Below are 22,232 nucleotides of genomic sequence, written 5' to 3'. Positions count from 1 at the left end.
CTTCGTGCGCTCTCGCACCCTGACCAGGCCCGCCCTGGTCCTCGCTCTCGCACTCGGCCTCGGTGGCGCCCTCGGTGGCACCGCCGTGGCTGCCGAGGCACCCACGCTCCAGAAGATCACGACGGAGGTCGGGGCCTCGGGCGCCACGGCCAAGTCGGCGACGGAGGCACCGCTGGCGGCGGCCGCCGAACCGAAGGCGGCCATGGCCGGCGACCTGGGCTACGGCGATGCCGAGTGGACCGCGTTCCGCAGCCTCAACCTGGCCCGCCTGGGCCAGGGTTACGCCCCGGTGATCCGCAACGGCGGGCTGAACGCCGTGGCCACCAGCTGGCTGAGCGGCCAGACCTCCACCTACGACCCGCAGCTCGACGGCGACCTGGAGTGGAAGGTCCCCGCCGGCTCCTACGGCGGCGTCCAGCTCATGTACTGGTGGGCGGGCACGGACATGAACGTCTTCCTCGAGCTGCTCGCCGAGGAGCTGGAGTACGACGGGGTGGACCCGTTCCTGACCGACTCCGGGATCTCCATCGCGCAGTCGTCCTACGGCATCTTCGCCTACATCGTCGTGCTGGAGTACCCCCACAGCACGGCGGGCGCCGGCGAGCTGCCCCTCTACCGGTTCTACAAGCCGAGCGCGGGGACGCACTTCTACTCGACCTCGGCTGCCGAGCGGAACAACGTCATCGGGATGGCCGAGTACCGCTACGAGGGCCTGATCGCCTACATCAGGGGCCCCCAGGAGGCACCGGGCTCGACGACGCTGCGCAACCTCAATAGGTTCTACCTGCCCTCGGCGGGCACGCACTTCTACACGTCGTCTCCTGACGAGTACGCCGCGGTCCTCACGTACCCGCAGTACTCCCTGGACGGCGTCGCCGGCCGCGTGTCGGCGGTCCCCGGTTCGGGCCTGACGGCGATGCACCGGTTCTTCGTGCCGAAGTCCGGGACGCACTTCTACACCGCCAACGCCGGCGAGGTGGAGACGGTCAAGGGGATCCCGGGCTACACGTACGAGGGCGTCGCGTACTACCTGCGCGTCGCCGGCTGACCCACAGCCCACCCGTCGGGCGCGTCCGCACCACGCGGACGCGCCCGACGTCGCGTCGAGCGGTCTGCCACGCCTGGGGTCAGGGGCGACCGGCGAGCACCTCGGCCGCGGCGGCGTGCCAGCGCTCGGCCCAGTCGCCCACGGGTGCCACGCCCGCCCGCACCAGCGCGTCGTGGCCCAGCACCGAGTAGGCGGGCCGCGGAGCGGGGCGCGCAGCGCCCTCACTGGTCGTCGGGGCCACGATCGCGGGGTCCATGCCGGCGGCCTCGACCACCGCGCGCGCGAACCCGTACCAGGTCGTCTCGCCCGACGACGTGCCGTGGTACGTGCCGGCCGGGGCCTCGGCGTCGACCAGCCGGACGACCAGGTCGGCGAGGTCCCGCGTCCACGTCGGCTGCCCGCGCTGGTCGTCGACGACCTGCAGCGCTCCGCGCTCGGCGGCCGCCCGGGCGATGGTCCGGGGGAAGCACGGTCCGCCTGCGCCGTAGAGCCAGGCCGTGCGCACGATCAGGTGGTCGGGAGCCTCCGCCCGGACGGCCCACTCCCCCGCGAGCTTGGTCCGCCCGTACGCGGACCGCGGCGCCGCCGCGTCGTCCTCGCCGTAGGGCACCTGCGCGTGACCGTCGAACACGTAGTCGGTCGAGATCTGGACCATGCGTGCCTGCGCCCGGTGCGCGGCACGCGCGAGGTGCTGCGGGCCGACCGCGTTGACCGCGAAGGCCGCTGGCTCCTGCGCCTCGGCGGGGTCGACGGCCGTCCAGGCCGCGCAGTTCACCACGACGGCGTGCCCCACCACCGCGGACTCCACCGCGACCGGGTCCGTGATGTCCACCTCGGCACGGTCGACCGCGGTGACGTCCTCGCCCCGTGACGTCAGGAGGTCGACCACGTCCTGCGCGAGCATCCCTGACGAACCTACGACCAACCAGCGCACGACTCTCCCACTCTCGACCTTCACTCCCGACCGTCCCCGCCGAGGCGTCACCCTACCGCTCGCGGCTAGGGTGGGCGCGAGACCGACCTATCCGCAGGAGGATCCCCGTGCAGTTCCGCGAGCTCCAGGTGCCGGGCGCCTGGGAGATCACCCCGAAGCAGTTCCCGGACCCGCGAGGGGTCTTCCTCGAGTGGTTCAAGGACGAGGCCTTCACGGACGCCGTGGGGCACCGCCTCGACCTGCAGCAGGCGAACTGCTCGGTGTCGGCCGCCGGGGTGCTGCGCGGCATCCACTTCGCGGACGTCCCGCCCGGGCAGGCCAAGTACGTGACCTGCGCCACCGGTGCGGTCCTCGACGTCGTCGTCGACATCCGGGTCGGCTCCCCGACGTTCGGCCGGTGGGACGCGGTTCTGCTCGACGACGTCGACCGACGTGCGATCTACCTGTCCGAAGGGCTCGGGCACGCGTTCATGAGCCTCGAGGACGGGTCGACCGTGATGTACCTGTGCTCGACGGGATACGCCCCCGGCCGCGAGCACGGCATCCACCCGCTCGACCCCGAGATCGGGATCGACTGGCCGACCACCGACCGCGCGGGCCGCGCCCTGGCGCCGCTGCTGTCCGACAAGGACGCCGCCGCTCCCACGCTGGCCGAGGCGCGCGACTCGGGTCTCCTGCCCGCGGACGACGTCGTGCGGGAGTACGTGCGCGGTCTGCAGCGCTGACACGCCGCTCGGCGTCGTTCTCCGTCCGGCGGGCGGTCCTGCCTGCCACGATGGGGTGATGCCGCGCACCAGCGCGGCCGATCGCCGACCGGAATGAGGCGTCATGCGCGGATCGTCCCGAAGGGTCGTGCTGCGTGCGACCGCCGCTCTCCTGTCGGGCGCGCTGATACCCGTCGGCGTGCCCGCCGCGGCGGACGCAGCGGTGGCCCACGTCGCCGCCGAGGCGCCGCGGCCGCTGTCCGTCCAGGAGCTCGACCTCAGCGACGCGGCCGTCGCGGCCGAGCCCGAGGCCGAGCCCGGGGCCGGCACCGAGCCCGAGGCCGGCACCGAGCCCGAGGCCGAGGGGTCACAGGCCCGCGCGTTCGCGGCACCCGTCGAGGCGGACGTCGTCACGCAGGAGCTCGACACGGACGACTTCTCGGTGCTCGGAGTCACCTGGGACGCGGGCCCGACCGGGGTCACCGTCGACTACCGCGTGCGCGTCGACGGGCAGTGGACCGAGTGGCAGCAGACCGAGGGCGGGGACGTCGCGGCGGACGACGACCGGGCGGAGTCCGGCCTCGACGACGCACGCGACGGGACGGACCCCATCGTGGCGATGGGCGCGGACGGGCTGCAGCTGCGCGCCGACGCCGAGGAGGGCACGGTCACCGGCCTGAAGGCCCTGCTCATCGACCCCGGTGTCCAGGCGGCCGACGCCACGACCCTCGCCTCGGTCCCGGTGCCGGGAGCGCCGCCGATCATCGACCGCGCGGGGTGGGGTGCCGACGAGTCGTTGCGCACGTGCTCGCCGGACCTGTCGACCACCGTCCGCGCGGCCGCGGTGCACCACACCGCCTCGAGCAACTCCTACGGGACGGCGGACGTCCCGGCCCTCATCAGGGGCTTCTACGCCTACCACACGCGTCCCGAGGCCTCCGGCGGGCGCGGGTGGTGCGACCTCGGCTACAACTTCCTCGTCGACAAGTTCGGGAGGGTGTTCGAGGGCCGGGCCGGCGGTGTGACGGCCACCGTCGTGGGCGTCCACACCGGCGGCTTCAACAGCCAGACGTTCGGCGTCGCGGCCATCGGGGAGTACGGGGCGGCTGCCGTGCCCGACGCGCTCGTGCAGTCCCTGACCGCGCTGATCGCCTGGAAGTTCTCGATCCACGGCATCCGCGCGGGCGTCGACGTCTCGATGGTCTCGGGAGGTGGGGCGTCGCGCTTCCCGGCGGGGACCGTGGTCTCCATGTCGACGATCTTCGGGCACCGGGACGCGCAGTCCACCTCGTGCCCGGGTCAGAACCTCTACAACCTCCTGCCGTACATGCGGACGCGCGTCGCCGAGCTGGCCAACGCTGCCGTGGACGTCTCCCCGCGGGGAGCCTGGGACAGGGTGACCACGGGGTCGGGATCCTTCACGGTCACCGGCTGGGCGCTCGACCCGCAGACCCCCGACCCGATCGTCGTCGAGGTCAGGGCCGCCGGCGGGCTGAGCACCGTCCTGGCGAACCAGCCGCGCCCCGACGTCGCGGCGGCCTACCCCGGGCTCGGCGACCGGCACGGATTCACCCTCGAGGTCCCCATCGCCTCCGGCACCTGGCCGGTGTGCCTCGCGGCGGTGAACGTCGCGGACGGGACGAACGTGTCCCTGGGGTGTCGCACGGTGACCGTGCGGAACGCCGCGCCCATCGGTGTCGTGGACTCCGTCTCGGTCACCGCGACCGGGATCGTGGTCGTCGGCTGGACGCTGGACCCCGACACCTCCGTCTCGACCCAGGCCCACATCTACGTCAACGGCGTCGGGGTGGCCGTCGCCGCCGACCTGCCCCGGCCGGACATCGCGGCCGCCTACGGCAAGGGTGAGCGCCACGGCTTCCGGCACGAGCGCACGCTGCCTCCCGGTGAGCACGAGGTGTGCACCTTCGGGACGGACGCGGGCAGCGGTCCCGCGACCCTGCTCGACTGCCGCCGCGTCGTCGTCGGCCCCGTCGTGCCCCGCACGGCACCGGTCGGGTCGATCGACGTGCTGAGCGCCACCAACTCGAGCATCACCGTCGCCGGGTGGACCTTCGACCCGGACACCCCGGGACCGACGCAGGCCCACATCTACATCGACGGGGTGGGGGTCGCCCTGATGGCCGACCGGTCCCGCCCCGACGTGGGCGCCGCCTTCCGCCGGGACAGCCGGACGGGGTACAGCCACACGGCCGCCGCCACCCCGGGCAGCCACACCGTCTGCGTGTACGGGATCAACACCGGTCCGGGCGACAACACGCTGCTCGGGTGCCGCACGGTGGTCGTGCCGGACGTGCCGCCCATCGGCGTGGTCGACAGGGTGGTCGCCGACAACTCCGGCTTCACGGTCAGCGGCTGGACCCTGGACCCCGACACCCCGAACCAGCCGACGCAGGTCCACGTGTACGTGGACGGGGCCGTCACCGGCCTGCGCGCCGACCGCTCCCGGCCCGACGTCGCAGCCGCGTACGGCTCGGGTGCGGCCCGGGGGTTCACCCACCGGGTCGACACCCGACCCGGACCGCACACGCTCTGCGTGTACGCCATCAACACGGCGGCAGGACCTCACACGCTCCTGCAGTGCCGCACCGTCGTCGTCCCCGACCGTCCCCCCATGGGTGTCGTCGATGCCGTGACGGCTGCACCCGGTTCCGTGACCGTCCGTGGGTGGGCGTTCGACCCTGACACGCCTCGTTCGGCCGTGGCGGTGCACGTCTACGTCGACGGCGTCGGGACCGCCGTCGTCGCGGACCGCCTTCGACCCGACGTGGACGCCGTCCACGGCGTCGGGGACCGTCACGGCCTGGTGGCGACCCTCCCCGCGTCGAGCGGCCGCCGTCAGGTCTGCACGTTCGCGATCAACACCGCCGCCGGCGACAACACCCTGCTCGACTGCCGCTGGGTCCAGGTGCCCTGACCGCGGGTCAGTGCCGCGCGGCGCGCCGGTAGGACTCGGCGTGCCGCGCGGCCGACGCCGCCCAGGTGAAGGTCGCCGCCCGCGCGCGGGCCGCGGCCGACAGCCGGTGGCGCTCGGCGTCGTCGGCCAGCAGGGCCTCGAGCGCCGCGGCGATCGAGTCGACGTCCACGTCGCAGTACGCGACCGCGTCGCCGCCGACCTCGGTCAGGGACAGCTCCCGGGTCGTCAGGACCGCCGCGCCGCAGGCCATCGCCTCGAGCACCGGCAGGCCGAAGCCCTCCCCCTTGCTCGGGTACGCCACGACGGCAGCGCCGGACAGGTAGCCCGCGAGGTCCTCGAACGGCAGGTAGCCCGGTCGCAGCACCGTCAGCCCCGCCGGGACCTCCGCCACGGCAGGGTCGACCTCCGTGTCCCACCCGCGGCCCCCGGCCAGCACCAGTGCCGGAGGGTCCTCGGTCCCGGCGCACGCACGCACCCAGGCGCGGACCAGCGCCGGGACGTTCTTGCGCGGCTCGAGGGTGCCGAGGAACGCCACCCAGCGGCGCCCCTCCAGGCCGAGGCTCCGAGCGACCCGCGTCTGCTCCTGCGCGTCGACCTGCCGGAACGCCGCGCCGTCGACGCCGTGGGGCGCGACGACGATCGCGTCGCCGTCGGTGGCCGTGAACCGCACCACCTCGTCCCGGGTGGCCTGCGACGGGACGACCAGCACGGCGGCGCGACGGGCGGCGACCCGGATCCAGGTGCGGAAGAAGCGGGCCTTGAGCGGCGAGTGCAGCTCGGGGTGGCTGAAGAACGTCGCGTCGTGCAGCGTCACCACGACCGGCCGCCGCGTCAGCAGCGGCATCGTGTAGTGCGGGCTGTGCAGGACGTCGGCACGCACGCGTCGCGCCAGCACCGGCAGCGCCAGCTGCTCCCACGCCAGCCGCACGGGCCGGGAGGCGACCGCCGACGGGGCCGCGACCACGCGCGCGCCGACGAGACGCGCCCGCAGCTGCACCACGTCGCGCTGCTGGGCGACCACCACGAGGTCGATGTCCCCTCCGGGCAGCTCCGGCAGGAGGTCGTCGAGGTAGCGCCCCACACCGCCCCGGTCCGGCGGCACCGCCGTCGCGTCCACGAGGACCCGTACCCGACCGTCCGCCACCGACAACCTCCGAGATCACGCTCGCGTGCGGGCGGGCGCCCGTCGCCGACGAGCCAGCCTACGGGCACACCCGCGCCGACCCGGCGTCCGCTCGTGACGTAGGCTCGGCGACCGTGTCGGTGAGCAGCGCGGACGTCCTCGACGTGGCCATGGTCGTCGAGCAGTGCTGGCAGCCCGTGCCGGGCGGCTCGGCGACGTATGTCGTCGAGCTGACGCGGGCGCTCGACCCGCGGGACGACGTCCGGGTCACCGGCGTGTCGGCCTCCCACCGCGGTCTGCCCGCCCCCGACGTGACCCCCGCGGTCCGGACCCGCGCCCTGCCGCTGCCGCGCGTCGCGCTGTACGAGGCGTGGCAGCGCACGACCCTGCCGCGCGCGGAGTGGGCCGTGCCCGGCGCGCAGGTGGTGCACGCCCCGACGTGGGCCGTCCCCGGCACCGCGCGCCCCCTGGTCGTCACCGTCCACGACCTCGCCTTCCTCGACGACCCGACCCACTTCACCCCGCGGGGCAACGCCTACTTCCGGCGTGCGCTCACCCGCACCCGCGACCACGCGGCCGCCGTCGTCGTCCCGTCGCGGTCGAGCGCCGACGCGCTGCTCGCCCAGGGCGTCGGCGCCGACCGGGTGCACGTGATCCCGCACGGGGTGCGCGTCCCGGACGTCGCACCGGCACAGGTCGAGCAGGTCCGCGCACGGCTCGGCCTGGACCGCGACTACCTGCTGTGGGCGGGGACGCTGGAGCCCCGCAAGAACGTGCGGCGGCTGGTCGCGGCGTGGGCCGGGCTCGCCGCCCCGGCCCCCGACCTCGTCCTGGTGGGACCTGCCGGCTGGGGGGACGTCACCGTGCCGGAGGGTGCGGCGCCGGATGCGCGCGTCCACCTGGTCGGGCGCGTCGACGCAGCCGACCTGCACGCGCTCTACGCGGGTGCGACCGCGTTCGCGTTCCCGTCGCTGCGCGAGGGCTTCGGGATGCCGGTGCTGGAGGCGATGGCGCACGGCTGCCCGGTGCTCACGTCGGCCGGCACGGCGTGCGCCGAGGTCGCGGGCGACGCGGCCGTGCTCGTGGACCCGCTCGACGTCGACGCGCTCCGTGCCGGGCTGCAGGAGGTGCTGGCCGCGGGCGCGGACCTGGGGGCACGCGGCGGCGCCCACGCGTCCGGGTTCAGCTGGGCCGCGTCCGCGGACGCCCACACGAGCGTGTACCGCGACGCGGCCGCCGCCGGGCCCCGTCGCGCCGCCGGGCCGCGCGCTCGCGGGTGACCCGTCAGGCGACCGGTGCCGCGCTGCCCTGACGCAGCTCGTCCGGGACGTCCGTGGGCAGACCCGCGGCAGCAGCCCGGCGCCGCGCCACGACGGCGGTGAGCGCCGCGATGCCCGCGACGACGAGGTCGCCCACCGTGAAGACGAGCCGTGAGGCGACCGCGATGCCGGTGGCGGTGCCCACGCTCAGCATGGTCGCCAGGGCGGCCACGATGACGGCCTCCCGCACGCCGACGCCCGAGGGCAGGAACACCGCGAACAGCCCGGCCGTGAAGCCGAGGGCGATCGCCCCGGCGCACAGCAGCAGCGCCGCCGGGCCCGGGTCCACCAGGGAGTTGGCGAGCAGCCACAGGTGCACACCGAAGAGCAGGTACGACACCAGCGCCCACCCCAGCGACCGGGCGACGACCGAGACGCGCAGCGTGTGGTCCAGCGGCGGCTTGCGCAGCAGGCGGAAGATCGTGGACGCCATCCACGTGAGCACGCGCGGGTGCAGGCACACCAGCCCGACGGGCAGCAGCGCGAACAGCCAGAGCAGCCCGCGCTGCTGGCCGGCGAGCACCGGCAGCGCCGCAAGCCCCAGGATCAACGAGGCCACGACGCCGACACCGGCGGCGAACAGGCTCGCGGCGAAGACGCGGGCGCGCGCCACGCCGTGCCGGCGCCCCAGCTCCATCTGCAGCAGGTACGCCCACACCGAGCCCGGCACGTACTTGCCGAGCTGGCCCACCAGGCAGATCTGCGCACCGCGCGCGACGCCGACGCGCGGCCCCAGGTCGTCCAGGAGGGTCTGCCAGCTCATCGTCCCGGCGCCCAGCCCCAGCACGACGCACACGAACGACAGCGCCGCGGCGAGCGGGTGCACCGCGACGAGCGCCTCGCGGACCTCACCCCACTGACGTGCGACCTGCCAGCCGGCGGCCACCAGGACGACGACGATGAGGCCCCAGCGGACCGTCGCCATGAGCACCGCACGCCGTGAGGCGGGCGCGACCGAGGGGTCGCCGGTCGGCGGGACGTGCGCCGGCTCCGGGCGCGCGGTGGTGCTCATCGGATGCTGCTCCCCGTCCTGCGATCTCGCCCGGTCGGGCGCTCGACGACCCTCGGGCGGACACGGCACCGCCCCGCGCCCGCCGGTCGGCACTGATCGGCGGCACCCGGGCCGCGACCAGGGTAACGCGGCTCAGCGTGCGACCGCGTGGGCCTCGTCCCACCGGGCGAAGACCTCGCGCAGCTCGTCGTCGAGCAGCTCCGGGTCCGGGCGTCGGCCCAGGGCGTACGCGCGCTCGACCTCGGCGACGGCGTCCTCGAGGACCCCCTGGCGCTGCATGCCCACGACGTTGGCGCCCCGGACCCGCGCCGGGTTGCCGTACACCTTGGCGAACGGGGCGACGTCCCGGCTGACAACCGCGCCCATGCCGACCATCGCGCCCGGGGCCACGAGCCGCCGCTGGTGCACGAGCGCGCCCATGCCCAGCGTGGCGCGCTCGCCGACGACGACGTGCCCGCCGAGGGCGACACCCGACGCGAGCGTCACCCCGTCACCGAGCCGGCAGTCGTGAGCCACGTAGGCCCGGTTCATGACGAAGCAGTCGTCGCCGAGCGTCGTGACCGCCTGCCAGCCCTGGTGGACGACCGCCTGCTCGCGGACGACGTTGCGGTCACCGATCACGACGCCCTCACCGCCACCGCCGGTCAGCCACTGCGCGGGGTGCGCGGCGCCGCGCACCTCCGGCGGCGCACCGATCGTGGCGCCCGACCCGAACCAGTTCTCGTCCCCGATGCGCACAGGCCCGAGGATGACGACGTGGGGCCCGATGACGTTGCCGGTCCCCAGCTCCACCTCGTCACCGATGACCGCCGAGGGGTGGATCGTGTTTCCGTCGTGTGTCGTCCGTGTCACAGGCTCGATGCTACCGACCGCGTGGACGAGGCGCACCGGTCCCCCGGACGGCCGCCGGCCGCCTGGTACGGTCGGCGGCAATCCATCCGGTACTCACAGCAAGGGCAGCCGTGATCCCCATCTCCTCCGTCGACCTCGGCCCCGAGGTCGAGGCCGAGGTCCTCAAGGTCCTGCGCTCGGGCATGGTCGCCCAGGGACCCGTGGTCGCCGAGTTCGAACGCCGCTTCGCCGAGCTGACGGGGGTGCGCCACGCCGTCGCGGTCAACAACGGCACGACGGCCCTGGTCGCCGCGTTGCAGGTGCTCGACCTGCAGGAGGGCGACGAGGTGCTGACGACGCCGTTCACGTTCGTCGCCACCCTCAACGCGATCCTCGAGGCCGGCGCGACCGCCACGTTCGCGGACATCGCCGAGTCGGACTTCAACCTCGACGCCGCGGCCGCCGCGGCCGCCGTCACCGACCGCACCGCGGTGCTCATGCCGGTCCACCTGTACGGGCAGACCGTCGACGCCGGCGCGTTCCGCGAGCTGGCCGACTCCCACGACCTCGCGCTCGTGGAGGACTCGGCCCAGTCGCACGGCGCGACCTTCGAGGGCCGGGCCGCGGGCAGCTTCGGCCTGGGCTGCTTCTCGTTCTACGGCACCAAGAACCTCACGACGGGTGAGGGCGGTGTCATCACCACCGACGACGACACCCTCGCCGACCGCCTCCGCGTGCTGCGGAACCAGGGCATGCGCGCCCGCTACCAGTACGAGGTGGCGGGTCACAACTACCGCCTGACCGACCTGCAGGCCGCGGTCGTGCTCCCCCAGCTCGACCGCTACGCGGCGACCGTCGCGCGCCGCAAGGCGAACGCCGCGCGCCTCACCGAGGGCCTCGACGGCGTCCCGGGGCTCGTGGTGCCGCGCGAGCTGCCCGGCCGCTCGCACGTGTGGCACCAGTTCACCGTGCGCCTGACGCCCGACGCGCGCGTCGACCGCGACGAGTTCGTCGCACGCCTCACGGAGGCGGGCATCGGCAACGGCATCTACTACCCGCGCCTGGTGTTCGACTACGACTGCTACCGCGACCACCCGCGCGTGCGGGTCGGCGACGTCCCCGTCGCGGAGCGCATCGTCCGCGAGGTCGTCTCCCTGCCCGTGCACCCCAAGGTGTCCGACGCGGACGTCGACACCATCGTGTCGGCCGTGCGCAGCATCCTGGGGGCATGACCGTGACCGCACCGCTGAACGTCCTGCTGGTGGGCGCCGGGTCCATGGGCTCGCTGCACGCGCGCGTCACGTCCCAGAACGACGGCACCCGGCTGGCGGTCGTCGTCGACCCCCGGGCCGACGTCGGGGGCGCCGTCGCCGAGCGCTTCGGCGCGTCGTGGCGCCCCGAGATCGGCTCCCTGGACGGCATCGACGCCGTGATCGTCGCCGCGGCGACGGAGGTGCACGGCCCGCTGGCCCGCCAGGTGCTCGAGGCCGGAGTGCCCCTGCTCGTCGAGAAGCCGGTGACGCCGACCCTCGAGGAGACCCGCCAGGTGCTCGACCTCGCGCGGGTCCGCGACGTCCCGGTGATGTGCGGCCTGCTCGAGCGGTACAACCCCGCGGTGGTCACGGCACGCTCCATCGTGGAGGCCCCCGTGCACGTGACGGCCACGCGGCACTCCCCGTACGCCCCCCGCATCCGCACCGGCGTCGCGTGGGACCTGCTGGTGCACGACGTCGACCTCGCCATGCAGTTCCTCCCCGGCGACGTCGAGCAGGTCGAGGCGGTCGTCGGTCAGTTCCACCCGTCCTCGCTGCCGGGCGCGGAGGACGTCGTCCAGGCGTCGTTGCGCTTCTCGCAGGGCGGGGTGGCCTCGGTGTCGGCCAGCCGCGTGGGCCAGAAGAAGGTCCGCGAGCTCGTCATCCACGAGCTGGACCGCATGGTCGAGATCGACCTGCTGCGCCGTGGCGTGACGGTGTACCACCACGTGGCCGCCGAGGCCTCCGACGACGGCCGCGGCTACCGCCAGCAGACCGTCATCGAGATCCCCGAGATGGCGACGTCGCGCGAGCCTCTCGCGGCGCAGCTCGACCGGTTCGTCGCGCTCGTGCGCGGAGAGGTCGACGCGACCGCCGAGCGCGACTCGATCCTGCCCTCGCACGCGGTCGTCGCCCGGGTCAAGGACGCGGCGGCCGCCGTTCCCGCATGAGCCGGACGCGTCGTCCCGCAGCGTCGACGTCCCGGCCCGGCCGGCCGTCCTGAGCGACCGCGGCCCCGACCCTCACGGGTCGGGGCCGCGGCTGCGTCAGCGTCGGCGGGACGCCGCGAGCCGCTCGAGCACCTCGAGGTGCTGGTCGACGACGCGTTCCAGCGCGAAGCTCTCGTGCACCACCTGCTGCGCCGCCAGACCGACGCGCCTCGCGTGCTCGCGGTCGGTCAGCGCGTCGACCAGCGCCGCGGCGAGTGCCGGCACGTCACCGGGCTCCGTCACCCACAGGTGCTCACGGTGGCCGAGCGGGACGGTCGGGAAGTTGTCGACCCGCCCGGGGGCGACCACCGGGACGCCGGCAGCCATCGCCTCGAGCGTCGCGGTCCCCAGCCCGATGCCCTGCTCGTGGGACTCGACGTCGGCGGCGGCCAGCAGGTCGGGGACCTCGCTCTTGGGCACCGCACCGACGCTGAGCACGTGGTCGCGCACCCCGAGCTCGTCCGCGCGTCGCTCGAACGCGTCGTAGTAGACCCGTCCGACGACGGCGAGACGGACGTCCGGCACCTGCTCCAGGACGGCCGGCAGCGCCTCCACGAGGGCGACCCGGTCGCGCAGCGGGATGACGTGGCCCAGCGACAGCACGAGCGGGGTGGCGTCGTCGACGCCGAGACGGGCACGGCCCGTGGCACGGTCGCCGCCGACGGTCCACCCGGCGTCCACACCGACCGGGATGTACTCGAGACCGGAGGTGGCCCCCCGGTACCGCGCCTTGACGTAGTCGTCCATCAGCGCGTCCATGACGACGAGGTGCGGCCGGTGCACCCGCATCGTCGGGTAGACCATGAGCGCGTCCAGCCCGCGGAAGACGCCGTGGTAGTGGGCCTGGGGGTTCTCCAGCCGGGTGTGGATGCTGAGCAGCGTCGGCACGCCACGGTGGCGCGCCCAGGCACCGGTGGCCCACGTGAGGTCGAAGAACTGCCCGTGCTGGTGCACCACGTCCGGGGCGAACCCGTCGAGCAGGCGCCACAGCCGGCGGACCAGGCTCGGACGGGTGGCGAACGAGATGTCGAAGCTCACGGCGAACCGCGACTCCGGCAGCGCGAACGCCGGGAGCCGCACGATCGTCAGGCCGTCACGGTGCTCGACGGGCGGTGCGTCGCCGTACGCCGCGGTGACCACGAGCACGTCGTGGCCCCGCGCGGCGTACGCCCGGGCCAGGGCGTCCGAGAGGTGCGAGCTGCCGCCCACGCGCGGTGGGTAGAAGTTGTTGACGACGACGATCCTCACGCGTCGACCTCCCGGACGAGCTCGGGCCGCGAGCCGGGCTCGCCGAGCTCGACCCGGCCCACGACGCGTGCGGGCACGCCGGTGACCACGGTGCGCGCGGGCACGTCCCGCGTGACCACGGCACCTGCGCCCACGACCGCCTCGTCACCGATGGTGACGCCCATCATCACGACGGCGTTGGCACCGAGGAAGACCCGGTCGCCGATGACCACGGGGGCGCGCTCGACCGTGTCCCACGCGCGGCCGGACACGCAGCGGCGGGCGCTGGAGTGCGTGTACACCTGCACGCCGGCGCTGATGTCGCACCCGGCCCCGATGGTCAGCCCGCCCGAGCCGTCGATGACCGTGAAGGCGCCGATCCAGGTGCCCTCACCGATCGTCGGCTCCCCCACGATCCACGCGTGCTCGTGGTACGGGTTGGGCGGCAGCGTCCCCGGGGGGCGGACCGCCATCAGCCGCCGTTCCGGATGAGGTCGGTCATGCCGTCGCGCACGCTGATGGTGTGCTCGAAGCCGAGGACCTCCTTGGCCCGCTGCACGTCGGCGGCGCGCCGGCTCACCAGGACGTCGCGCGGGTTGAAGACGGGCTCGACGTCGGCGCCCACGGCGTCGATGAGGATGCGCGCGAGGTCGGCGATCGACGTGTCGATGCCGGTGCCGATGTTGACGGGCACGTTGGCCCGCTCCGACTCCAGCGCGAGCACCGCGGACCGCGCGATGTCGTGCACGTGGATGAAGTCCATCGACTGCTCGCCCTTGCCGTCGATGACGGGCGGCTCGCCGTTGCGCAGCCGGTTGACGAAGTGGTTGATGACGGACGTGTAGTACGCGGTCGTCTTCTGGCCGGGGCCGTAGACGTTGAAGAACCGCAGCGCGACCCACGACAGGCCCGCGCGCCGCTGGTAGAAGCCGAGCAGGTCCTCGCCGGCGCGCTTGGAGATGCAGTACGGCGTCAGCGGGGACAGGCGGTCGTCCTCGTGCATCGGCAGCTTCTCGGGGTCCCCGTACACCGAGGCGCTCGAGGCGAACACCAGGCGCTCGACGCCCTGGTCCGCGGCGGCCGCGAAGACGTTGTGGTTGCCGACCATGTTGATGTCCATGGACTCGTACGGGTCGGCCTGGCTCTTGTTGATCGACACCGCGGCGAAGTGGATGACGTGGGAGCAGCCCTTCATGGCCTGCTGGACCGCGCCGCCGTAGCGGACGTCCTGGTCGATGAGCTCGACGTCGCCGCTCTCGACGAGGCGGCCGACGGCGTCGCGGTCGCCGCGGAACATGTTGTCGAAGATGCGGACCTTGTAGCCGCGCTCGAGCAGCATGGGCACGACGTGCATGCCGATGAAGCCGGCGCCGCCGGTGAAGAAGACGGTCTTGTCTGCCATGGGTGACTCCTGGGGGGTGGGGTTCAGCGGGTGGCGGCGGACGACGTCACGACGCGTCGCAGCGTGTCGGCCACGCGCTCCACCTCGTCGTCACGCAGGTTGGCGTGCATGGGGATGGCCAGGTGGCGGGCGAACAGGTCCGCCGAGACGGGGAGGTGGCGCGTGCTGCCGTAGACGGGCTGCACGTGGGACGCGTACGTGCCGAAGTTGCACTGGACGCCCTGCTCCCGCAGCGCGGTGGCCACCGCACCCCGGTCGAGCGAGCCGTCGAGCGCCACCACGTAGGACTGCCAGGGGTGCTCGCGGTCCGGCAGCGCGACGGGCAGCGTGACGAGCTCGAGGTCGCCGAGGAGCTCGCCGTACAGGCCGGCGACCCGGCGGCGGGCGGCGAGCAGGTCCGGCAGGCGGCGCAGCTGGACCGACATGATGGCCGCCGCGACGTCGGACAGCCGGTAGTTGTACCCCGCCTCGTCGAAGCTCGGGACCGGGAGCTCGCGTGCGCCCTCCCGCGTCAGGGCGGGCTCGATGCCGTAGGTGTGGAGCTTGCGGGCACGGGCCGCGAGCTCGGGGTCGTCGGTCGTCAGCGCGCCGCCCTCCCCCGCGGTGATGCCCTTGCGGCCGTGGAAGCTGAAGGTCGCGACGTCGGCGAGCGACCCCGCCGGCCGGCCCTTGTACGTGGCGCCCGCGGAGCACGCGGCGTCCTCCATGAGCCACAGGCCGTGGCGGTCGGCGATCGCCCGCAGCTCGTCGTAGTCGGCCGGCTGCCCGAACACGTCGACCGCCAGGATGCCGACGGTCCGCTCGGTGACGAGGGACTCGACGGAGGCCGGGTCGGCGCTCCAGATGTCGGGGCGCACGTCGGCGAACACTGGGGTCGCACCGGTCCACATCACGGAGTGGCCGGTCGCGGGGAAGGTGTAGTCCCCGACGATCACCTCGTCCCCCGGTCCTGCGCCGAGGACGTCGAGGCCGAGGTGCAGCGCGGCCCCGCAGTTCGACGTCGCGAGGGCGTGCTGCGTCCCGACCGTCGCGGCGAGCTGCTCCTCGAAGGCCCGGCACGCCGGTCCGGCGCCGGACAGCCAGCCCGATGCGAACACCCGCGACACCGCCTCGAGCTCCTCCTCGCCGACCGTGGGCTGCCCCAAGGACACGACTTCGGACATGGTTCTCCTCTCGTGGTGCACCGCGGGCGTCGAGCCCGTCAGGGACGTGCGACGACCTGGTAGATGTGGAACGTGGTGACGGGCTCGTCGACCTCGTCGACGAGGCGCAGGCAGGGCTGCTCGATCGGCCGGTCCGAGAGCACGTGCGTGATCTCGGACTGCTCGTAGCGGGCGCAGGAGTCGAAGTTGACGCGGACCTGGTCGGGCGCGGGGTTGGAGATGCGGGGCGCCTCGTCGTCGACGATCCAGCCGACGTTGCCGAAGCGGTTCCAGTGCACCTCGTACCGGCCGGACGGGTCGAGCCGCTGCCAGGTGTCGACGTCGGGGGCACCCTGGAACGCGTTGAACGCGCCGACGCCCGTGGCGGTGAGGATGGGCCCGACCATCGCGTCGCCGACGCCGACCCACCTGCCCGGCACCTGCTCGTCGAGCGTGCTGACCGCCTGGGCGACGTCGGTCTCGCGCAGGTCGAACACGCCGCGGTACAGCGGGTTGACCCACGCACCGAACACGAGGCTCAGCGCGAGGTAGGCGACGGCCCCGGGCAGCAGGCGCCGGCGCAGGACGAGCACGACCGCGGCCGCCAGGACGAGGGCGAACAGCCACCAGGGACCGGAGGCCTCGAGCGCCCCGGGCCGGTGCGACAGACGGTCGGCGAGCACCGCGTGCGAGCCGAGCACGACGACCCCGCCGGCGACGGCCACCCACCACGGTGCGCGCAGGTCGTGCACGTCCAGCGCGCGCACGACGAGCGCCACGAGCAGGAGCGACAGCAGACCCAGCCCGATGAGCATGCGTCCCGGTGTGGCGCGGTCCAGCAGCAGCAGGTGCGCGATCGGGGCCCAGCCGGGCACGTAGAGGAACGCGGCGAACAGCACCCCGCACGCGAGGGCGGCGACCAGGGGCGCGTCGACGACGCAACGGGTGCGCCACAGGTGCAGCAGGAGCCACACGCCTCCGAGTGCGACGAACGCCCCCAGGAAGACGAACGTCGACGCCTCCGAGCTGTTCGGGCGGATCCCGTGCGACCCCCCGCCGTGCAGCGCGAGGGAGAACACCCCGAGGAAGCCGGCGAGCCGGTCGGGGTCCGCGAGCGCCTCACCGGGCGGCGTGAGCCGCTGCCCGGGGTACACGGTCCCGAGGAACCCCTCGATGGTCGACCACCGCGTGAGCAGGAAGACGACGACGACCACCCCACCGGCCGCACCGCCGGCCAGGACCGGCAGCACGCGTCGCAGCCGGTCGCGGACGGTCCCGGTGCCGTCGCGACGCAGCACCCAGCCGACGCCGAAGGCGGCGGTGACGTACGCGACGGGGATGAGGAAGGGCGCGTAGATGCCGAGCGCCGCGGTCACGGTCACGTAGCCGACCGGCAGCGCCCAGAGCCAGCGCGCACGTGCCGGCGCGAGCGCGGTCGTCCACACGATCGCCGTCATCGTCAGCAGCGCCCACGCGACGGGCCACAGCGTCTGCGGGATGTACCACCACTGGAAGAACGGGGAGAACAGGAACGCGGTGGCGAGCGCGGCGGAGGCGAGCGGCCGTCGCGGCAGCACCGACACCAGGAGCATGTAGGCCGCCGCGGCCAGGGCGAGTCCCGGCAGCCACCACTTCAGCGCGAACGCCTGGTCGAACGGCAGGACGAAGAACCCCAGGTTGTGGGGGCGGAACGCGGCGGACCACTCCGCGTACGGCGCCTCCCAGTTGAGGGACATGTCGACGCCGCCGGGGAGCGTGTCGTTGTGCAGCGGCAGCCCCTCCTGCACCTGGGACACGGTGTAGGTCGTCTGCACGGACCACTCGTCGCTGCGGATCGCCTGCGGCTCGAACGCCACGAGGTTGCCGTCCGCCCCCTCCTCGAACCAGCCGTGGACGACGCCCGTCGACGTGCCCGACAGTCCGGCGGCGACGAGGCCGACGAGCACGACGAGCAGGAGGGCGGGGTACGCGAGGAGCACCCGCACGCGGGGCAGGCCGTCCGGGCGGGGCCCGGTCCACGCGTCCCAGCGGTCGCGGGCCGTCGCCCCGGGGACCGGTGCGCGGGGCACGGTCGGATCGGTCGCCGACGACGATGTCGGAACCTCGGTCTTCTCGGTCACGGCGTCCTTCGGCTGACAGACGGAACGGCAACCGATCATAGACGGCGGGGCCCGTGGCGACGTCCACGTCCACCGTCGGCCGCCCGGGGGGCACCGCGCACGCCCCGTCCCGCCGTGGGACCGACGGGCCGTCGACGGCCGCGACGGCGCGACTAGGATGGCGCCGGCCGCTCGGGCCGACGACGAGGACGGGACGGACGACGTGGCGCGTATCGCGGTGGTCGGCAGCGGCATCGTGGGACTGGCGACGGCGGCCCGCCTCGCACGGCGCGGCGACGAGGTGCTGGTGCTGGAGAAGGACGAGCAGCTCGCCGGCCACCAGACCGGACGCAACTCCGGCGTGGTCCACTCGGGCCTGTACTACGCACCGGGCAGCCACAAGGCGCGCATGAGCCGCGCCGGGGCGGAGTCGATGCTGGCGTACGCCCGCGAGCGGGGCATCGCGCACGAGCGGACCGGCAAGCTCGTGGTCGCCACGACGGCCGAGCAGGTCCCGGGCCTGCGTCGGCTCGCCCGACGCGCCGAGGAGAACGGCATCGACGCGCACCTGCTCTCGCCGGCCGAGGCCCGCGAGCACGAGCCCTACGTGCGCGCCGTCGAGGCGCTGCGCGTCACCGCCACCGGGATCATCGACTACCCCGCCGTCTGCCGGTCGCTGGCCGACGAGGTCCGCGAGCACGGCGGCGAGGTCCGCGTCGGCACGGCCGTGGAGCGGGCGACCACCGTCGGGGACACGGTGCGGCTGACCACGTCCCGCGGCGAGGAGCGCGTCGACGCCCTCGTCTCGTGCGCCGGGCTGCACAGCGACCTCCTCGCGCGCCGGTCCGGGCTGGAGCCCGACGCCCGCATCGTGCCGTTCCGCGGCGAGTACTTCGAGCTCGTCCCGGCGCAGGAGCACCTCGTGCGCGGCCTGGTGTACCCGGTGCCCGACCCCCGGTTCCCGTTCCTCGGCGTGCACCTGACCCGCTCGGTGCACGGCGGCGTCCACGCCGGGCCCAACGCGGTGCTGGCGCTCGCCCGTGAGGGCTACCGGTGGCGCGACGTCGTGCCCGCGGAGCTCGCGCAGTCGCTCGCCTGGCCCGGGCTGTGGCGCCTGGCCGCCCGGAACGTGGTGCCCGGGGCCAAGGAGATGGCACGGTCGGCGTCGCGGCGGCTGTTCGCGGCCAGCCTGGCGCAGCTGGTGCCCGGCATCCGCGCGGAGGACCTCGCGCCGGCCCCGGCCGGCGTGCGCGCGCAGGCCCTGCACCGCGACGGCAGCCTCGTCGACGACTTCCTCGTCGAGAGCGCGCCCCGCCAGGTGCACGTGCTCAACGCACCGTCCCCCGCGGCGACGGCAGCGCTCGAGATCGCGGCCCACCTGGAGCGGGAGCTCGACGCGGCGATCGGCTGACGGTCGGCGACACACCGGGGCGCACCCCCGGGGGCGGTCCCTGCTCGGCGCTAGCGTGGGCGCGACACCCCACCGCCCGGACCGAGAGACCATGACCGCGCCGCTTCCCCGCACCCCCCGTCCGACGTCCCGTCCCGTGCGTGCGCGCCGCCACGGCCTCGTGCCCCCCGTGCTCGTGGTCACCGCGGGCCTCCTGCTCGGCGCCTGCACCACGGGGACGCCGCAGGCGACGGACGACCCCACGCGCTCGGCGAGCCCTGCCACGGCGAGCCCCACGGCCGCGGGCACGACGCCCACGAGCACGACCACCGCGACGCCCGCCCCTGCGACGAGCCCCACCCCGGAGGCGTCGGGCGGTGCCGCGCCGGCGCCCGCGGACGGGGCACCGGGACAGCCGGCCACCACGGTGGACGTCGTGGTGACCTTCTCGGGCTGGAACACGACCACCTCGGCAGCCGAGGTCGGCGCCTACGCCGCCACCCTCACGCCGGGCACGTGCACGCTGCGGCTGACCGGCCCCCGCGGCGCGTCCGCCGAGGTGAGCGTCCCCACCGTGGCGGACGCGAGCACCGTCAGCTGCGACGGTCTGAGCGTCCCGCGCGCACGGCTCTCCAGCGGCACGTGGTCGGGGACCGTCGAGTACGTCGGGTCGAATGCCTCAGGTCGGGGCGATGTCCCGCCGATGGACATCCCATGACAGAACGTCGCACCTCGCCCCGTCGCGCCACGAGGTCGCTCCTCGCGCTGGTGCTGCTCGTCTCCGGACTGGTCGGCGTCACGACGGCGAGCGGCGCCGCAGCGGCCGACCTGACGCAGTTCCGGCCCGGGTACATCATCTCGGACGCCACCTTCGTCGCCAGCGGCGCGATGAGCGCGGCCGACGTCCAGGCGTTCCTCGACGCCCGTGCCCCGAGCTGCCGTCCGGGCAACGACGGCACCCCCTGCCTGCGGACGGCGCGCTTCGACACCTGGACCCGCCCCGCGGACGACCGGTGCCGCGGGACGTACGTCGGTGCCGGCAACGAATCGGCGGCGGCCGTGATCACGAAGGTCGCACAGGCGTGCGGCATCAACCCCCGGGTGCTGCTGGTGATGCTGCAGAAGGAGCAGGGGCTCATCACGGCCTCCGGCAGCTCGCTGACGGCCTCGCGCTACCAGAAGGCGATGGGGTTCGGCTGCCCGGACACCGCACCCTGCGACACGCGCTACTACGGCTTCTACAACCAGCTGTACCAGGCGGCGTGGCAGCTCAACAACTACGCGTTGAACCCGACCCGGTACGCGCACCGCGCCGGCATGGTCAACAACGTCCGGTTCCACCCCAACGCGGCGTGCGGCAGCTCCCCGGTGCTCATCCAGAACCAGGCGACCGCCAGCCTGTACAACTACACGCCGTACCAGCCCAACGCGGCGGCGCTCGCTGCCGGGTACGGCACGGGCGACGCGTGCTCCTCGTACGGCAACCGCAACTTCTGGAACTACTTCACGGACTGGTTCGGCCGCCCGGACGGCGCCGACCCCATCGGCGTCGTCGAGGCGGTGACCGCCACCAACACCACGCTCACGGTGTCCGGGTGGACGCTCGACCCCGACACCTCCGCGTCGACGGAGGTGCACGTCTACGTCGACGGGGTAGGGACCTCGGCGATGGCCGATCGCTCCCGGCCCGACGTCGCGGCGGCATACGGGAAGGGTGACCGGCACGGCTTCCTCGTCACCGTCCCGGCGGCCCCGGGGCCCCGTTCCGTCTGCACCTTCGGCATCTCCTCGGGACCGGGGAACAACACGCTCCTGGACTGCCGGACCGTCGTCGTGCCCGACGCCGTCCCCATCGGGGCCGTGACCTCTGTGACCGCCGGTCCCGACTCGCTCACCGTCGTCGGCTGGACGCTCGACCCCGACACCAGCGCACCCACCGAGGCGCACATCTACGTCGACGGCGTCGGGGTCGCCGTGCGCGCCGACCGCCCGGTCGCCGGACTGAACGCCGCGCACGGCCGGGGCGACAACCACGGGTTCACCCACACCGTCAAGGCCAAGCCCGGCGCGCGGAGCGTCTGCGTGTTCGGGATCAACACGGCAGCCGGGGCGAACACCCTCCTCGACTGCCGGACGGTCGTCGTCGGAGCCTCGAGGCCGCCCATCGGCTCGTTCGACGGGGTCAGCGTCAGCGGCTCGCGTGCCACGGTGTGGGGCTGGACGCTCGACCCCGACACGGACGCCCGCACCGAGGCGCACGTGTACGTCGACGGTGTCGGGGTGTCCGTGTGGGCCGACCAGAACCGGCCGGACGTCGCTGCCGCCTTCGGCGTGTCCCCCGCTCGCGGGTTCAGCGACACCCGCACGCTCGCCCCCGGTCAGCACCAGGCGTGCGTGTACGCGATCGACACCGCGGGTGGGGCGAACACGCTGCTCGGGTGCCGCAGCTTCGCGATCACCAACGCCCGGCCGATGGGCTTCATCGACGTGCTCCAGGTGGACGGGTCGCGCATGACCGTCAGCGGCTGGACGTGGGACCCGGACACGGCGAGCCCCAACGAGGTCCACATCTACGTCGACGGGGTCGGCGTCGCGCTGTCGGCGAACCTGCCACGGCCGGACGTCGCTGCCGCGCACCAGACCTCGCCGCAGCGTGGGTACACGCACAGCCGAGATCTCGCACCGGGTCGGCACACCGTGTGCGTCTACTCGATCGACACCGCCGGGGGGCCCCACACGGACGTCGGCTGCCGGACGTTCACGACGTCCTGACGGACGGCACCTGACGGACGACGACGAGGGCGGGGCCCGGGCACCTGGTGCC

General features: G+C 74.1%; 18 protein-coding genes. 9 read left to right on the top strand and 9 right to left on the bottom strand.

The window, feature by feature from the left end:
- Positions 1 to 4 precede the first annotated feature (4 nt).
- Positions 5 to 1,048, top strand: coding sequence for a hypothetical protein (locus Cph01nite_RS06990; RefSeq protein WP_203672624.1), 1,044 nt, complete (start codon positions 5 to 7; stop codon positions 1,046 to 1,048).
- A 79-nt stretch (positions 1,049 to 1,127) separates the two neighbouring features.
- Here the strand turns inward: Cph01nite_RS06990 and rfbD are convergent, their stop codons facing one another.
- Positions 1,128 to 1,982 carry a dTDP-4-dehydrorhamnose reductase gene (rfbD, locus tag Cph01nite_RS06985; protein WP_203672622.1) on the bottom strand — a complete coding sequence of 285 codons (855 nt, stop codon included), beginning with the start codon at positions 1,980 to 1,982 and terminating at the stop codon, positions 1,128 to 1,130.
- Positions 1,983 to 2,089: 107 nt separating this feature from the next.
- On the opposite strand from rfbD, the gene rfbC reads away from it, so the two are divergent.
- The gene (gene rfbC / locus Cph01nite_RS06980; RefSeq protein WP_203672620.1) at positions 2,090 to 2,707 is read left to right on the top strand and encodes a dTDP-4-dehydrorhamnose 3,5-epimerase; all 618 of its coding nucleotides are present in this window, start codon (positions 2,090 to 2,092) and stop codon (positions 2,705 to 2,707) included.
- Between the two features lie 127 nt (positions 2,708 to 2,834).
- Complete coding sequence (locus Cph01nite_RS06975; protein WP_203672618.1) at positions 2,835 to 5,621, top strand: N-acetylmuramoyl-L-alanine amidase; 2,787 nt, start codon at positions 2,835 to 2,837, stop codon at positions 5,619 to 5,621.
- Positions 5,622 to 5,628: 7 nt separating this feature from the next.
- Here the strand turns inward: Cph01nite_RS06975 and Cph01nite_RS06970 are convergent, their stop codons facing one another.
- Positions 5,629 to 6,738: a glycosyltransferase family 4 protein gene (locus tag Cph01nite_RS06970; protein ID WP_239069102.1), complete on the bottom strand. Its 1,110-nt coding sequence runs from the start codon at positions 6,736 to 6,738 to the stop codon at positions 5,629 to 5,631.
- A 140-nt stretch (positions 6,739 to 6,878) separates the two neighbouring features.
- Between Cph01nite_RS06970 and Cph01nite_RS06965 the strand changes: the two genes are divergently transcribed.
- Positions 6,879 to 8,024: a glycosyltransferase family 4 protein gene (locus tag Cph01nite_RS06965; protein ID WP_239069101.1), complete on the top strand. Its 1,146-nt coding sequence runs from the start codon at positions 6,879 to 6,881 to the stop codon at positions 8,022 to 8,024.
- A 4-nt stretch (positions 8,025 to 8,028) separates the two neighbouring features.
- On the opposite strand, the gene Cph01nite_RS06960 is transcribed toward Cph01nite_RS06965, so the two are convergent.
- Complete coding sequence (locus tag Cph01nite_RS06960; protein ID WP_203672615.1) at positions 8,029 to 9,075, bottom strand: lysylphosphatidylglycerol synthase domain-containing protein; 1,047 nt, start codon at positions 9,073 to 9,075, stop codon at positions 8,029 to 8,031.
- A gap of 132 nt (positions 9,076 to 9,207) precedes the next feature.
- Entirely contained in the window at positions 9,208 to 9,927 is a 720-nt protein-coding gene (locus Cph01nite_RS06955) for an LbetaH domain-containing protein (protein ID WP_203672613.1), read from the bottom strand.
- Between the two features lie 110 nt (positions 9,928 to 10,037).
- On the opposite strand from Cph01nite_RS06955, the gene Cph01nite_RS06950 reads away from it, so the two are divergent.
- Positions 10,038 to 11,138 (top strand): DegT/DnrJ/EryC1/StrS family aminotransferase, encoded by a 1,101-nt coding sequence (locus tag Cph01nite_RS06950; protein ID WP_203672611.1) that lies wholly within the window; start codon positions 10,038 to 10,040, stop codon positions 11,136 to 11,138.
- A complete protein-coding gene (locus tag Cph01nite_RS06945; RefSeq protein ID WP_203672609.1) occupies positions 11,135 to 12,109 on the top strand; it encodes a Gfo/Idh/MocA family protein in 975 nt (324 codons plus the stop codon). Before Cph01nite_RS06950 ends, Cph01nite_RS06945 begins: the two co-directional genes overlap by 4 nt.
- Positions 12,110 to 12,205: 96 nt before the next feature.
- Here Cph01nite_RS06945 and Cph01nite_RS06940 read toward each other — a convergent pair whose 3' ends face one another.
- Genes Cph01nite_RS06940 through Cph01nite_RS06920 form a run of 5 tightly spaced genes read right to left on the bottom strand, consistent with a single transcriptional unit; the run spans position 12,206 to position 18,039 of the window.
- Complete coding sequence (locus Cph01nite_RS06940) at positions 12,206 to 13,396, bottom strand: glycosyltransferase family 4 protein (RefSeq protein WP_203672607.1); 1,191 nt, start codon at positions 13,394 to 13,396, stop codon at positions 12,206 to 12,208.
- Positions 13,393 to 13,848, bottom strand: a complete 456-nt coding sequence (locus Cph01nite_RS06935; RefSeq protein WP_203672606.1) for an acyltransferase — start codon at positions 13,846 to 13,848, stop codon at positions 13,393 to 13,395. The genes Cph01nite_RS06940 and Cph01nite_RS06935 overlap by 4 nt, the downstream gene beginning before the upstream one ends.
- Positions 13,848 to 14,777 carry an NAD-dependent epimerase/dehydratase family protein gene (locus Cph01nite_RS06930; protein ID WP_203672604.1) on the bottom strand — a complete coding sequence of 310 codons (930 nt, stop codon included), beginning with the start codon at positions 14,775 to 14,777 and terminating at the stop codon, positions 13,848 to 13,850. Before Cph01nite_RS06930 ends, Cph01nite_RS06935 begins: the two co-directional genes overlap by 1 nt.
- A 23-nt stretch (positions 14,778 to 14,800) precedes the next feature.
- Entirely contained in the window at positions 14,801 to 15,940 is a 1,140-nt protein-coding gene (locus Cph01nite_RS06925) for a DegT/DnrJ/EryC1/StrS family aminotransferase (RefSeq protein WP_203672602.1), read from the bottom strand.
- Between the two features lie 38 nt (positions 15,941 to 15,978).
- Positions 15,979 to 18,039 carry a DUF7657 domain-containing protein gene (locus Cph01nite_RS06920; RefSeq protein ID WP_203672600.1) on the bottom strand — a complete coding sequence of 687 codons (2,061 nt, stop codon included), beginning with the start codon at positions 18,037 to 18,039 and terminating at the stop codon, positions 15,979 to 15,981.
- Positions 18,040 to 18,241: 202 nt separating this feature from the next.
- On the opposite strand from Cph01nite_RS06920, the gene lhgD reads away from it, so the two are divergent.
- From lhgD to Cph01nite_RS06905, 3 genes are all read left to right on the top strand, one after another.
- Positions 18,242 to 19,429, top strand: a complete 1,188-nt coding sequence (gene lhgD / locus Cph01nite_RS06915; protein ID WP_239069100.1) for an L-2-hydroxyglutarate dehydrogenase — start codon at positions 18,242 to 18,244, stop codon at positions 19,427 to 19,429.
- A gap of 91 nt (positions 19,430 to 19,520) precedes the next feature.
- Positions 19,521 to 20,126 carry a hypothetical protein gene (locus Cph01nite_RS06910; RefSeq protein WP_203672596.1) on the top strand — a complete coding sequence of 202 codons (606 nt, stop codon included), beginning with the start codon at positions 19,521 to 19,523 and terminating at the stop codon, positions 20,124 to 20,126.
- Positions 20,123 to 22,180 (top strand): LasA N-terminal domain-containing protein, encoded by a 2,058-nt coding sequence (locus tag Cph01nite_RS06905; protein WP_203672594.1) that lies wholly within the window; start codon positions 20,123 to 20,125, stop codon positions 22,178 to 22,180. Before Cph01nite_RS06910 ends, Cph01nite_RS06905 begins: the two co-directional genes overlap by 4 nt.
- Positions 22,181 to 22,232 lie beyond the last annotated feature (52 nt).

This window comes from Cellulomonas phragmiteti (assembly GCF_016862775.1).
Taxonomy (GTDB): domain Bacteria; phylum Actinomycetota; class Actinomycetes; order Actinomycetales; family Cellulomonadaceae; genus Cellulomonas; species Cellulomonas phragmiteti.
This window is presented reverse-complemented; position numbering and strand designations above follow the sequence as displayed.